The 15,981-nt window shown below is 40.5% G+C and carries 9 protein-coding genes; all 9 read right to left on the reverse strand.

Translation table 11 applies throughout. From position 1 onward, the window contains the following. Positions 1-61 precede the first annotated feature (61 nt). The gene (addA, locus tag PQ456_RS15665; RefSeq protein WP_273613121.1) at positions 62-4,225 is read right to left on the reverse strand and encodes a helicase-exonuclease AddAB subunit AddA; all 4,164 of its coding nucleotides are present in this window, start codon (positions 4,223-4,225) and stop codon (positions 62-64) included. Further along, a complete protein-coding gene (gene addB, locus PQ456_RS15670) occupies positions 4,222-7,773 on the reverse strand; it encodes a helicase-exonuclease AddAB subunit AddB (RefSeq protein WP_273613122.1) in 3,552 nt (1,183 codons plus the stop codon). Before addB ends, addA begins: the two co-directional genes overlap by 4 nt. Before the next feature lie 192 nt (positions 7,774-7,965). Continuing rightward, complete coding sequence (locus PQ456_RS15675; RefSeq protein ID WP_273613123.1) at positions 7,966-8,439, reverse strand: hypothetical protein; 474 nt, start codon at positions 8,437-8,439, stop codon at positions 7,966-7,968. A 200-nt stretch (positions 8,440-8,639) separates the two neighbouring features. Further along, on the reverse strand, positions 8,640-10,010 hold the full coding sequence (locus tag PQ456_RS15680; RefSeq protein ID WP_273613124.1) for a class I SAM-dependent rRNA methyltransferase: 1,371 nt from the start codon (positions 10,008-10,010) through the stop codon (positions 8,640-8,642). A gap of 46 nt (positions 10,011-10,056) precedes the next feature. Next, positions 10,057-10,845 (reverse strand): 16S rRNA (uracil(1498)-N(3))-methyltransferase, encoded by a 789-nt coding sequence (locus PQ456_RS15685; RefSeq protein WP_273613125.1) that lies wholly within the window; start codon positions 10,843-10,845, stop codon positions 10,057-10,059. Positions 10,846-10,994: 149 nt separating this feature from the next. Continuing rightward, entirely contained in the window at positions 10,995-11,678 is a 684-nt protein-coding gene (locus PQ456_RS15690; protein ID WP_273613126.1) for a site-2 protease family protein, read from the reverse strand. 3 nt (positions 11,679-11,681) lie between these two features. Then, positions 11,682-12,650 (reverse strand): 50S ribosomal protein L11 methyltransferase, encoded by a 969-nt coding sequence (gene prmA, locus PQ456_RS15695; RefSeq protein WP_273613127.1) that lies wholly within the window; start codon positions 12,648-12,650, stop codon positions 11,682-11,684. Positions 12,651-12,802: 152 nt separating this feature from the next. Continuing rightward, positions 12,803-13,924: a molecular chaperone DnaJ gene (dnaJ, locus tag PQ456_RS15700; RefSeq protein WP_273613128.1), complete on the reverse strand. Its 1,122-nt coding sequence runs from the start codon at positions 13,922-13,924 to the stop codon at positions 12,803-12,805. 183 nt (positions 13,925-14,107) lie between these two features. Further along, positions 14,108-15,952, reverse strand: a complete 1,845-nt coding sequence (gene dnaK / locus PQ456_RS15705) for a molecular chaperone DnaK (RefSeq protein ID WP_273613129.1) — start codon at positions 15,950-15,952, stop codon at positions 14,108-14,110. Positions 15,953-15,981 lie beyond the last annotated feature (29 nt).

Consider the following 15,981-nt stretch of genomic DNA (forward strand, 5'->3'; position numbering starts at 1 on the left):
CGACCACTAAGTTCTAGCTTTATTGAAGACTAGACCTTCTGGTAACAAACCACCTTATAAATTAAATCTCTACCGCTTCGTTACGATCAAAGAAATAAAGCCATAATTGATCTACTTTCCAATTCAATGAATCTTGAATAGCTTGAGCATACAATTGAAGTTGAATACGATAACGCTCTTTGAGCGCTTCTACGCCTCCATGGCTATCCAATATACGATCGGTTTTGTAATCAACAATAATCCATTGATCATCTATACGGAAAATACAATCAACAATCCCTTGCGATAAAATCTTGTCACCTGCATCATTGATTGGAATACCATAACTAAATGCCAGTTCTCGTCTAATCTCGGTAGCTTGTAACATTTGTTGACCTAAAGGTGTAGCAAAAAAAGCAACAATCTCGTCTGCATGTACACTATCAGCTTGATCCTGACGCAAAATTTGCCGCTGAACTAGATCAGATTTGGTCTGCTCTACGATTATAAGATCGATATGCCCTTGATCTAAAGGAACTCGTTGCATGACCGTATGATACGCTGTCCCTCGTTCTGCTCCGCTCAATCCGCGCTGTTCCATAAATTTAGGACGTTGCAATTGAAGTGTGCTTCCAGCTACTGAGTCGCTCATATCAGTCGATGCGGTAGCTGAATAATCAGAAGAAAGATCCGATTCTACAGCAGGAGATATTTGCTCTACTGATTGTGTCTGATACTCTGCATGATTTTCCAGAAGAATACCTGCGCGCTGTAAAATAGTACTCATCAAAAATGGATTAGCACCTGACGTTTCAGTTGTCTCTATGGACGATGGATCATGTGGTTGATCTGTATACCGTCCGATAGTAACACGTTGATCCAGAGATTCATGTATCCCATCAACCGATGGAGATTCTTCTGACACCAATTGTCGCTTGATTTCACTGATTGTTGTTTTGGCAGCAATATGAGTAGACAATTCATAAGGATATTGCCAGCTCAGTCTTTGTTCCACTTCATCAGCTTGTCCCTGTGCATGAACATCTTCAATCGCTTGATCATTTTCAACAACTGTTACAGGCTGTACCTGCTCACCATCTACTATTTGTTGCAAAGCTATCCACTTGGGATCATGCTCACGCAAAGCAGTAATAGATTGCTCGGTATCTTCTGTTTTGGATTGTAATTGACGACTATCTAGAATCGTAATACTCCATGGAGTAGGATCATCTGCTAAGCAGGCAGAGTAAGGCCCTGCGGCAATTTCATTGCGCTCACGGAATATAGAAGCCGCACGATGACGCATTAATGCTGGCCCTACCCAATCAAGATAGGTACGACTTTTGGCTAGTACATAATCAGGTAATTGCATATAATCGGAGTTCTGAACCTGACTCCATGCCGAGATTTTTTTGTCGATGTCTTTGACCGTTCCAATCATAATCAGCTTATCCCGCGGACGAGTTAACGCTACATACAATACCCGCATTTCCTCTGCTAACAATTCAGTTGCAGTACGACGACGAATCGCTAAGTTCGGCAATGTTGGATAGCTGACACGTGTATCTTCATCGACAAATTTAGGTCCAAATCCTAATTCTTTGTGCATCAAAAAAGAAGTATTCAAATCTTGCATATTGAACATTTTCGACATACCTGCTAGGAAAACAACTGGAAATTCCAAACCTTTACTTTTATGAATCGTCATAATCCGAATCGCATTTTCTTGTCCATCGACAGAAGCTGTAGCCCCTAGATCACCATCTGTATCTTGTAAACGACGAATAAAGCGCATAAAGCGAAACAATCCTCGTGAAGAAGTAGATACTTCAAATTTACGAGCACGATCATATAAGATTCGTAAATGATGTTGACGTTGTAACCCTCCCGGCAATCCAGCTAACCAGTCTAGATAACCAGTATCACGGTAAATACGCCAGATTAGATCGCCTAATTCACCTTCACGTGCTGCTAATCGCCATTGATCGAGTTGTTGAAGAAAATGAAGTAATTTGTAACTCCATTCCTCAGGTTGTTCTCGCATATGTTCAGCTGCTAACATCATCGCTTGATAATACGAAGTGTCTTTGCCAAATAAACGAATCGTTGCCAGTTGATCTTCATTTAAACCAACCATCGGTGAACGCAGAACAGAAGCCAGTGGAATATCTTGTTGCGGATTATCAATTACAGCTAATAATGATAATATAATTTTCACTTCAACCGCTTCAAAAAATCCTTGATTCAGTTCACTATAAGCAGGTATACCTTCACGTTGTAGTTCTTCTAGTATTAGTGGTGCCCACGCTGCTGTAGAGCGTAGCAAAATCACCATATCTCGATATTCTGCCGGACGTAATCCATCGACTGACTTATCGTAAATAAGCAATGGCTTGCCGTCTGGCTCTACCATCTCGCGTACTCTTACAGCAATCGCTTGTGCTTCTAAGCGAGCAGATTCCATTTCGGAAGCTTCATTTACATATCCATCGATATCACTGCTATCCTCTGCATTATTGTAATCAGAACTTGCCCCACTGCCTGCACGATCAATAATCCAGCATTCCGGTGCATATGCAGATTCATCGCCAGGTGGATAAGTTGCACCTGCTACTAATTCTGCTCGTTCATCATATTCAATTTCGGCTACTGTTTTATTCATAATCTGTCTAAAAATCATATTAACAGCATCGACCACTTGATGACGACTACGGAAATTACGAGATAGATCGATCCGTCGTCCTTCTCCTTGCCAATCATCTTGATACTTTTCATATTTATCTAAGAACAGACCTGGTTCTGCCAAACGGAAACGATAAATACTTTGCTTCACATCACCAACCATAAAGCGATTACCGACCGTATCCCGTGAAATAAGCTGTACTAACTCTTCTTGTACAGAATTGGTATCTTGATATTCATCCAGCATAACCTGATCAAATCGTTCCCGATATTCCAGAGCTACTTGCGAAGGAATCACATGTTCAGGTGTAGAATCGGGATGACGCAATATATGAAGAGCATAATGTTCTAAATCCGCAAAATCGACCCAGCCTTTACGCTGTTTTTCCTGTTGATATTTTTGACTAAAACGAATTACAAGTTCTGTTAATTCTTTCATCAGTGGAAAAGTTTCACGTAGTTCTTGTGCAAATTCATCCGGTGTTCTGCCAAAAAATAGACTTTTGATCTCAGCTAACGATTTTTTCGCATTTTCACGCAATTGTTTTACTGTTTCTTGCAATTGCGGATCGATTCCGTCTTTGCGTACCGCTTTTAATTTACCAAAAGCAGCACTTTGGAAAACGGTATATAACTGTTCCCATGGCTGGATACTCATCGCAGACTGCAAATGATGAATCACTTCTAGATCGTCTCGCAAACTATCTGCGTAAGCTAAAGGGCCGCCCGGCAATAATGCTGTATCTATCGCCTGATGCAGTACAGCTTCAATGCCCTGTAACGTCAAAGCGATATCTGTCATAATATTCTGAACCCATGACGTATTCTGTAACGAAGAACCATCTGTTACATTGAATTCTGCTGCTGTATGTTCTAACCAGTATTCAGGCCATGGATGACTACGCGCAAAATGATAAAGACGCTCCACCAAAACTAAAGCAGCATCATCGCTACGCTCACCGCCAAACCAATTCATTAAGCGATAAAATTGCTTATTATCCCGCTCTTCTTCCTCGGTATATTTCTCTTCAAATAATTCTTCCAACAATTCTTCACGCAAAATATCACATTCATTCGCAGTAGCAATACGAAAACCAGGATCAAGCGGAATCATCGAATAATAACGCTGAATAATTTCTAAACAAAAAGAATGCAATGTCGTAATCGATGCTTGGCTCAACAAAGCCAATTGTTGACGCAAATGATCATCTTCTGGACGACGCAATACTTCTTTATCGAGAGCAGCCCGTATCCGTTGTCTCATCTCGGTAGCCGCTGCTTTGGTAAATGTAGCTACTAACATCCGATCTACATCCATTGGCTGAATAGGATCAGTCACTTGACGAATAATACGTTCAACCAGAACTGCTGTTTTACCAGAACCTGCCGCTGCTGCTACCAGCATATTGCCACCATCTAAAGAGATTGCTTTCCATTGATCATCTGTCCACGTACTATGTTCTGGCTTCGGTATCTCCTGTCTATCGGACAATACTTGATCATTGTCTGCCAATAGATCATCTAGATATTGATTGTTATCGTTATGATTATCGTTGTCGATCATGAAGGTGAGTCTCCTTTCTGGTAGTCATGGCGGTTTTGCAACAGTTCCCATGTTTCATTTTTGCCCGGTTTTTGCAGTAATTTATATTGATTTTCTTTTAAAGATTCATCAAATTGACAGACTGATTTGTAATCACAGTAATCACATGCTTTTTCCTGTTCTATACGATAAGGAGTAATCTGTGTAGTTCCATCTGTGATTTGGGTGCCGATTTCCTGTGCGGTCTGGCGTACATTACGCAGTAATTCTTGCCATTGATCTACTGTTGCAACCGCAGAACTGCTATAGAATCCTCCATCTGCTTTGACCGCTACAGGTAAAATAGCAGAATATCCTTTATCCAGTTCATTGTCCATTTTGCCAATTACATCACGATCAGCTAGCAATAATCCTTTCATTTTGAAACGCTTCAGCATTTCTTGCTCCGATTGTTGCATGCTTAGTCCATTACCTGCTTGTAGCATAGGATTATGCACATGGAAATACAGTGCGCCGGCAGGTTGCGCTGATTGACCTAATTGTTCTTCTGCATGCGTTAACAGCACATCTAGATACGTCAGCATCTGCAAAGCGAGTCCGTAATATACTTCATGCAATTTGAGATCAGTCTGGCTAGACTTGTAATCGATAATCCGTAGCAATAAAGTATTATCACCTTCCGCTACATCTACCCGATCAATTCGTCCTACAATTTCCATCGTACATCCATTTTCTAGTGTAAAACGAAGTGGTGGCCATTCTCCATTAGGTCCAAATGCAAGTTCTAAATAGAGCGGCTCAAAATCTCCACGACGTGCTTGCTCTCCTAACATCACAGAAGCACGACTTACAATCTCACGCAATTTACGTGAAATATAATTATATCGCTTGGAACTGGAAAGAATCTGTCCTTGCAGACGTGGAATATGCTTATCGACGGCTTCATACGCAATCTCTACACATTCTTCACGAGTTAATTGTCCCCATGCGCGTCCTTGCTCTTTGAGCATCGTAGCAAGATCGGTTAATGAAGCATGAAATAATTGACCGATATCCGGTGCTTTCAGGCGATATTCTTGACGCTCTCGCAATCTCAAGCCACGTGAAGCAAAGTGAGCAAAAGGACAAGATACAAATTGTTCCATTCCAGATACACTGGTACGTAACGTCTGTCCGTACAAATGTCGACTGGTATCACTATCTAACAAATCACCTGTATTTCTATAAAATAAAGACTGTACTAACATACTGACCTGCGGTCTCCATGCTTCATGTGTAGTGTACCAATTCAATACATGCCACCATGTGTTTGCAATCGTTGTTCCGCGACTCCACTCTCGTAGCTGAGCTATCAAATGCGGTAACGTTGTTGTAGCAGTGCTTACATATTGCAAAGATGCTATATGGTCAGACTGAGCCGATAATGGAGAGACCACCGATTGATGTTGTAAAAAAGGAAATAACTTATGCACATTCGTAATCACTTCAGAAGGCAAGAGTCCTTTATCTTCATCATCTGTTAACGCATAACTAAGCCATAACTTAGAACTTGCCACTGTTAGCGCATGATAAATCAAAAATTGCTCATTTAACAACAATCGTTTACTACCCGGAGATAATTCTAATCCGCCTTCTAACATATTGGTTCGTTCCGGTTCACTTAGAATACCACTGTCTGGAAAAAGGGAAGGCACAATTCCTTCATTCATACCTAATACAAATCCATATTTAATATCCATAGGGCGTGTACGATCCATAGAACCGATTAACACCTGATCGATCGCTGGCGGTACAATCCCTAATCGAATACCGCTGAGTCCTGTTTCCAGTAAGCCTGCAAAAGTTCCCAGATCGATCTGATCTTCTCCCATAATATCAACCATTTGATCCAGCAAATCAATAATTTCGCCATAGATTTGAATATGTTCACGAGCACGTAAAGGATTACCTTGTGCCGTAGCATGTGTACTCATTTTTTCCAAATGCAATGCAATATTGCAATCTTCTAATAACTGATAAAGAGCGATACACATTTCTTTGGCGTGCTTCGCTTTTTTGATTCTTTTCTCAAAACGGTACAACGGATCGATTACAAGCTGACGGGCTTGTTGCATACGCTGTCCTTCTACTAATTCACGTTCACTGATCTCTTTGACATCATCACCAGCTTCTAGTGAAAGACTAGGGATGCCTTTCCACGGGTGTCCATCTGTCCAGCGTGATCCATGAATCCCAGAAGCCAGTACTACATTTTCCAGACGGTCTATATCTTCTGTTGTCACACGTCCATCATCTGGAAGCAACAATCCTGTTTTGATACAACGGAACACATCTTCATATCGCCAGAAATATTGCACAATATCCAACGCTGAACGTATAAACTCTGCTAATGGATGTTGCAATATACTACGCTTCTGATCTAGAAAATAAGGAATCTCATAATCTTGCAGTAACGGTGCAATAATATGCTCATAATCAGACAACTGACGGACAAATACACCCATCTCTTGCCATCGTGCACCTTCTTCACGAGCAAGCCGGATCATTTCCCGAATAGCACTTTCTACTTCTGAACGACGATCAGGTGCAGCATACGTATAAATATCCTGACGTTCACCAGCTTGCTTAATATAAGGGGCTTGTTGCCAGCGATGAGAAGAACGATACGCATTTTCTAAATGAGCTAACTGCGGACTAGATTGAAACCGAACTGGGATATCCACACGGTTCTCTGAAAGATTCTCAACATCTATCGTAAAAGACTCATCAATAGCGTTAGCATACTGCTTTAATTTGATATAGGTAGTAGCTGTCTGGTGAAAAAGTTCCAATTCATGAGGAGGTTCACCATCATAAGGACGATCTAATGTTAAAGCAATCGTCACTGAATTGGCTTTTTGCAATAATGCTGCAATCACACCATATTCTTGTGGTGTAAAGCTATGAAATCCATCGATCCAAATATCAATATTATGAAGTACCTGTGATTCTGGAATCGCTAGCGCAAGATCGGTTAAAGTATTTTCTCCATCTACATACAATCCTTGCAAATCCTGTTCAAAGTCTTGATAAATCCGTTGTAAATCATGCAATTTATCAATTAATAAAGGAGAACGAGCTGAAGTCGACAACCGTTCACTATATTCATTTAACTGCTCTAAAGTAATCGTATGACGCTTAAATTCATTATATAATTCACTTAATTTACCGATAAACCCGAACTGATCACTAGACGTACCAAACATCCGTAATTGCGATTGATGTCGCTGAATAAGTCGATAAAGAAGCATTTTTTTACCTTCTTCACCAATCGGTGTTTTGGCACTTCCACCTACATCTTGTAGCACCCAATTCGCTAGACGGCGAAAACCATACGTTTGTACACGTACATTTCCTTTGGATTGATGAGAACGAACAAGTGCATATTGGGCTTGAAAAGAACCCTGTTCAGGAACCAGTAGCAAGATAGGCGATCCATCAGGTTGTTGTGTAATATTATCAATGATTCGCTTAGTAATTGTGGTCGTTTTGCCACTTCCAGAGCGACCTAATAAAAAATGCAATGGCATATGAGTTCACCCTTATTTATTATAGTATAGTCTTCACGATGCATAAAAATTGTTCTATTAGAGCGGTGCAATCGATGTTGACGTCGCAAAAACTCCTTTTTGTAGAACGCCGCACCTGGAAACTGCTAACCCGATAAGTAGCGAATATGTGTTCTATTTTATTATAAAAAAAGAATAGCCATCTGACAATGACTATTCGGCGTTGCTCTTGTTCGGATGTAGTTCTAACTCATAACGCTGACAGGCAATTTCAAACACATCATCATACGTAAACAGTATAAAATGACGCAGTTCCTTTAGCTCTTGCTTCTGCTGCGCTCGTTCCAAAAGTGGAGACTGACGATATTCCAACCAGTTCGACTTAATGTCCGATTGCCCTGGCGGTAGCTGATCACTATACAAATCGAGTTCTACCATATTAAAGTAGAACACCCCTTCAAAGCGAAGCGTGTACATGACAAAATCGTCTGACTCGCTTTTACTTGCTAGCGCACCATTAAACTCACCTGCTAACGTCATTCTGCGACCCAGCCCATAGTAAAGCTTATCCACATAGATCGCATCACGTCCATACAGATAACCGAGTGGCGTGATCACCGCTTCAATTTCACTTTTTTGCTCTGACAATGCAATTCCTCTTTCATGATCGATTTTATATTTATACATGATTTTTGTGAATGTGGATGTTGTAATTAAAATAAATGATTAATTATATATTTCAAAGCATATACAGTCTACTGTTTATTGTACTACAGAGACCCTAGATCAACAGCTAACATGTAAGAGGTAGCTTTAACATTCCAGAATCACGAATAGATTATTCAAGTCATCTAGCAATTTTATAAACACTCTATTAAAATTACGATTTAAAACGTTTTACTACGTACTTCAAAGATAGCGAATTTCAAATAATGTCCTTCGTCCACGCCCAAAATTTGTGGATGGTCTTTGCCTGCTGCACGCCATTCAATTAGACGTAATACTTTGCCAGCATCTTTGGCTGCATCTTGAATCGTTTCCAAAAATAGATCAGGACGCATATGATAAGAACAACTAGCTGTCACTAGATATCCACCTTCATTGACTAATTTCATGCCGTGTAAATTGATATCTTTGTATCCACGAACAGCACCTGCTACAGCACTTTTCGTTTTGGCAAAAGCAGGTGGATCCAAAATAACTACATCCCAAGAACGTCCACCCGCAGCAGTCATCGGTTTGGATGTATCTTGTTTGCTCTCTGCGCTACTACGTAATTGACGTTCATCTAGACCTTTAGCATTACGACGCAAATAATCAAAAGCATCATCGACGACAAACTCTACCCGATCTTCGAATCCGTTTAGACGTACATTTTCTTTGGCACTTTCGATTGCATGTGCCGAAATATCAAGACAAGTTACTTTTTTAGCTCCATAATGACACGCATGTAGCGTAAAGCTTCCGGTATGTGAAAAACACTCTAGCACATTTGCTCCATCCCAGTAAGGGAAATCTACAATTTTGCCATTGCGATTCATAGGCTTATGCGTTACATGTCCATCTATTTCTACTTCAGCCAATTCGATTCCGCTACGATCACCCCAACCAAGCATCAAAGGAGCAATCGAAGCACGATTTTCACGCTGATCAAAGAAATATCCTGTTTTCTGACCTTCCACAATATCGACTTCGATCAATAGACCATTTTCGGTAACGGTCACATGGCGAGGACATTCTCCGTACAATACACCTGTTACTTCTTCTAATCCTTCTAATTTACGTACAGACACATCGCTACGCTCATAGATACCAAGCGGCTGCATCACCTGTACCAATGCATCAATAATAGGTTGACGACAAGCATCCATACCTAACGTCAATAATTGTACAACCAATACTTCGCCAAACCGATCAACAATCAATCCCGGTAGAAAATCAGCTTCTCCATAGACCAAACGATACGCATTTTCAGTAGGCAAAAAACGATTACGATGTTTAAGACAGCGTGTAAATCGCTCTACAAAAAAAGCAGTATCCATTTCTTCTAAAGGTTGATACGATACAACCCGTACAGTGATCTGCGAAGCAGGATTATAATATCCTGTAGCTAAAAAGCGCTTCTGATGAGTCAGTACACTAACCAATTGCCCGGGAATAGGATCTCCTTCAACCGAAGCAATCTCATTTTGAAAAACCCATGGATGAGCTTGTTCTAATCTTTTTTTACGTTTGGGCTGCAATATCACGCTTGCCAATAGTGTTCCACTCCTTTTTTGTGTTCCTGCTAATCATTTATAATCGTTACCCTTTGTTAGCGTTCATTTCGCCAGTTTCATACATAATACATGCCAGTGCTGTCATTGCCGCTGTCTCGGTACGCAAGATACGTCGTCCTAATCCTGTAACGATAGCGCCACTCGCCTCAGCCGCTTCTACTTCTTGTTCACTAAATCCACCTTCAGGCCCTACGACAATCATCACACGTATCGCTTTGGATGCAGTCGTATCTTTGGTCAGCAATAACGATTCAGCAAAAGGTTGAACAACATCTCGAAGCTGATGCCCGTTTTCTTTTTCATAACAAAAACAGATCAAATCATAATCTGCAAACTGCTTCAATAATTGCTTCCACGATACAGGTGAATCGACCTGCGGTACACGACTGCGATGACTTTGTTCTGCGGCTTCTTTAGCTATTTTGCTCCAACGTTGAATCCGTTTCACTTCTTTACGTTCATCATATTGGACAACAGTACGCTCAGATAAAAACGGCAGAAAAGAAGATGCACCGATCTCTGTACATTTCTGAATAACACTTTCCATTTTATCGGCTTTGGGCAGACTTTGAGCAACTGTCACAAATACGACCGGTTCTCCATGTTGCTCTAATCGTTCTACGATCGACGCAGTCACTACGCCTTCGACAAGTTCTGTAATTTCAACCAATACATCTAAAGATTGACCGTTACAAGCAATCACTTGATCGCCTATACGGGATCGCATCACTCGACTAATATGACGCGCATCTTCACCAGTAATACGTACTTCTTGCTCGTCAAACTGGTCTGTGGGTACAAAATATCGCTGCATACTTCATCTACTTTCTATGTGCATTTGATAACGTGCTAACTCAAGTTAATATCATACAACTTTTAAAGGGACAGGGCTAGGTGTAATGTATCGTTCACCTGCTTCTGTCCCTTAGATTCAGTTACTTTTTAGTTCGATCTGTACTGCATTTATCCACCAAAAATGATTTTAGCAAAAGTATAAAAACTAGTAGCTAAATAACCTGCAAGATTGTACAAAGGTTGAATCGTAACCTCACGCAATGGCTGTATAAATACAAGTAATAAAAATAATAACATTGCCCATTGCTCCACTTGTTGCAATTTAGCACTAGCACGTCTTGGTAACCAATCACTCAAAATTCTATAACCATCCAAAGGTGGTAAAGGAATTAAATTAAATACGAATAAGAAACAGTTCATAGTTACCATGTAATATACAAAAGTACCAATAGCAGCATCAATTCTATTATTCGCAAAAGAACCAATAATACCAAAATAATTTAAAGCATAATAAATAATAATAGTGAAAAGTGCTAAAACTAAATTACTAATAGGACCTACAGCAGAAACTATGATTCCCATTAATCTTGGATTTTTAAAGTTCTCACGAGTCACTGGCACAGGCTTTGCCCAACCAAAACCTGCAATTAGCAATAAAATAAGTCCAAATATATCCATATGAACTGCTGGATTCAAACTCACGCGTCCAAGCAAACGAGCTGTAGGATCACCTAGTTTATTTGCAAAATAAGCATGCGAAAATTCATGTACTGTAAATCCAATAACTATTGCTAAAACATAAAAAGGTAATTCATTTAATCTTACAAATAACAATTCATTCAAAAAATCCATTCCTTACCTCTTTCTCGCAACAAAGGCAATCCAATCTTCATCCCGATGTGCGCCTTCGATAATAAATCCGGCAGCTTCTAAAGCTTCACGAACAACATCTTCTTTATTTTTATAAATGCCTGATGCGATATATACACCGTCCGGTGTTAGTGCTTCATATACATCTTCAATAAATAACAAAATAATTTCTGCTAAAATATTAGCAACTACCACTTGCACCGGTAACGTTACATTCAGCTTGGTTGTTGCATCTGCTTTGAGCACAGATAACAAATCACTTTCAAAGACAGTGATCTCTTGTTCCAATCCGTTCAGATGCGTGTTTTCTTTGGCACTGGATACAGCTACCGGATCAAGGTCAAGCGCAAGCACGCTTTTAGCTCCTAATTTAATGGCTCCAATCGCCAAGATACCCGATCCTGTACCTACATCAATGACTTCTTCTCCGCCTTTGATCACCGTTTCGAGTGTGCGTAAGCAAAGAGATGTTGTAGGATGTGTCCCTGTACCAAACGCCATTCCCGGATCTAATTCAATAATCTTTTCGATATCACTCTCAGGTGTGTAATCTTCCCATGTCGGCTTGATCGTTAGACGCTCAGAGACACGAATCGGTTTGAAATATTGTTTCCACGCATTCGCCCAATCTTCTTCGTCAACCGTTTTGAACGACATCTCTGCTGTACCGACTTCAATATCGAATTCATAAAGTTGTGCTATACGTGCACGTACTTCTTCCATCAGAATATTCATATCGGTTTCTTCTGCAAAATAACCTTGTACCACTGCTAATCCTTCAGGAATATCATTAAGCGGAAGTTCGTACCATTGTCCATATGAAGTATCGCGTGGCTTGTTCAATGTACCTGATTCTTCAATCGCTACACCACCAGCTCCAGCTTCATGCAGAAAGTTAGAAATCATTTCTACCGCTTGCTCTGTTGTATGTATAGTTAACTCATGCCATAACATTATTAATTTCCCCCTAATAGTAAAACATACGTACGATTTATTGTACTACATCTGTACGCCCAAATTCAAAATTCTCTTTCACACATCATTAACAACCGAATGAAAAGCCCGGCTCATAAAGAACCGGGCTTTCTACTCAGAGATTCTATGATTTAATCACCGCGGAAAGCACGTTTTACACGATCAAAAAAAGATTGCTCATTTTCATGAGTGTGCTCACCGTTTAATGCTCCAAATTGACGAAGCAAATCTTTTTGCTCATCACTTAGATTGCTTGGAGTTACAACAACCACTTTGATATGTTGATCCCCTTGACCTACGCCACGTAGACGAGGAACACCTTTTCCTTTAAGACGGAAATACGTTCCTGTTTGCGTACCAGCAGGCACTTTAATTTTCACTTTTTCATTCAATGTAGGGACTTCAATCTCATCACCCAAAGCTGCTTGAGCAAATGTGATTGGAATCTCACAATAGATATCATCATCTTCACGCTCGAAGAAATCATGCGGTTTAACGCGGAATACGATATATAGATCACCTGGAGGACCTCCACGTGAACCACCTTCGCCTTCACCGTTAACTCGCATTTGTGCGCCGTCATCTACACCGGCTGGAATACGAACATTGATTTTGCGTTGTTTTTGTACACGACCTGTACCGCCACAAGTACCGCATTTTTCTTCAATAATCGTACCTGATCCACCACAGTTAGAACAACTGCGACGGTTAACCATACGACCGAATGGTGTATTTTGTACCACTTCTTCTTGACCGCTACCATGACAAACGGAACATGTTTTAGGTTGAGTCCCTTTTTTGGCACCTGTTCCGTTACATGTATCACAATTTTCAGTACGGTTAATCGTAATATCGGTTTCTTTACCGAATACCGCTTCTTTAAATTCAATCGTCATCGTATATTGAAGGTCATTACCACGTTGTGGAGCATTGGGATCACGCTGTCTGCCTCCACCACCAAAGAACATATCGAAGATATCGCCAAATCCTCCTCCACCTGAAGAGAATCCGCCTCCGCCCATGCCCTGGTTAGGATCGATATGACCAAATTGATCATATTGAGAACGTTTAGAAGAATCGCTTAATACGTCATATGCTTCTTTTACTTCTTTAAATTTCGTTTCTGCATCTGCTTCTTTGTTTACGTCTGGATGATATTTACGGGCTAGTCCACGATATGCTTTTTTAATTTCATCATCGGAAGCACTTTTGCCTACACCTAGCACTTCATAATAATCGCGCTTATCTGCCATCGTTCCACCTCGACTCCTTGTAATATAGATATCTTATTTCGCCAAATCTGTATACACTTTATAATCTGTCGCACATTAGCTACACAATATCCAAGTGTATCCTTATAAACAAACGAAAGTCAAAGCACGGGATGCCCCGGCTTTGACCTTCCCACTTCATAAATGTTATTTATGTGGTGCTGATTATTCTTTATCTTTTTTCTCGTCTTCGTCAACCACTTCGTACTCAGCGTCAACAACGTTATCTTTTTGAGTGGTTGTGCCTTCAGCACCTTCTGCTGCTTGACCTTCTTGTGCAGCTTGCTCATACAATTTAACAGCAAGAGCTTGAGCCACTTCACTTAGCGCTTCTGTAGCAGATTTGATTGCTTCTACATCGTCGCCTTCCAAAGCCGTTTTCAATGTTTCTTTAGCTGCATTTGCTTTTTCTACTTCAGCTGCATCTGCTTTTTCGCCAAGATCTTTGATTGTTTTTTCAACAGAGTAGATCAATTGGTCACCACTGTTTTTAACTTCAACCAATTCTTTACGTTGACGATCTTCGTCAGCATGAAGCTCAGCATCTTTCATCATACGTTCAACTTCTTCATCGCTCAAGCCGCTAGAAGATGTGATTGTGATTTTTTGGCTCTTACCTGTACCTTTATCTGTAGCAGATACATTAACAATACCGTTCGCATCGATATCAAAAGTAACTTCGATTTGTGGTACGCCACGAGGAGCAACAGGAATATCACCCAACATGAAACGGCCCAATGTTTTGTTACCCGCTGCCATTTCGCGTTCACCTTGAAGTACATGGATTTCTACACTTGTTTGGTTATCAGCATATGTGGAATATACTTGTGATTTACTTGTAGGGATCGTTGTATTACGCTCGATCATTTTAGTAAATACGCCACCTGCTGTTTCAATACCAAGAGACAATGGAGTTACGTCAAGCAAGACAACGTCTTTAACATCACCAGTCAAGACACCTGCTTGTACAGCAGCACCCAATGCTACAACTTCATCAGGGTTAACACCTTTGTGAGGGTCTTTACCTGTTAATTTTTTGATTGCTTCTTGTACTGCTGGAATACGTGTAGATCCACCAACCAATACAATTTTGTCGATTTCGCTAGCGCTTAGACCAGAGTCTTTGATCGCTTGACGAGTAGGTCCAAGTGTACGCTCAACCAATGGAGCAGCCAACTCTTCGAATTTAGCACGAGTTAAGTTTACTTCTAAATGCTGAGGTACGCCATCTACAACAGTGATAAACGGAAGAGAAATCGTCGTTGTTAATACACCAGACAATTCTTTTTTCGCTTTTTCAGCTGCATCTTTCAAACGTTGTACTGCTGCTTTATCTTTACTCAAGTCCAAGCCTTGATCTTTTTTGAATTCACTTACCAAATAATCGATAACCACTTGGTCAAAGTCATCACCACCAAGATGATTGTCACCACTGGTTGCTTTTACTTCAAAGAATCCGTCGCCTAGTTCAAGGATCGATACGTCAAACGTACCACCACCAAGGTCATATACAAGGATCGTTTGATCTTCTGATTTTTCCAAACCGTATGCAAGCGCTGCTGCTGTAGGTTCGTTGACAATACGTAGTACTTCAAGACCTGCAATTTTACCAGCATCTTTTGTTGCTTGACGTTGGCTATCGTTGAAGTAAGCAGGAACAGTGATAACTGCTTGAGTTACCGTTTGACCCAAGTAAGCTTCTGCATCTGATTTTAATTTTTGCAAAATCATAGCTGAAATTTCTTGTGGGCTGTAGCTCTTATCATCAATAGATTCTTTGTGATCTGTACCCATATGACGTTTGATTGAGCTAATTGTACGGTCAGGGTTAGTGATCGATTGACGTTTTGCTGTTTCACCAACAATACGCTCACCGTCCTTTTTGAAACCTACAACAGAAGGAGTTGTACGTGCACCCTCTGGATTTGGGATAACGACAGCTTCGCCGCCTTCCATTACTGCTACACATGAATTTGTTGTACCTAAGTCAATACCAATTACTTTACTCATCGCAAAACTTCCTCCTAGCATCTATTTAA

This window comes from Paenibacillus kyungheensis (genome assembly GCF_028606985.1).
GTDB lineage: Bacteria > Bacillota > Bacilli > Paenibacillales > Paenibacillaceae > Saccharibacillus > Saccharibacillus kyungheensis.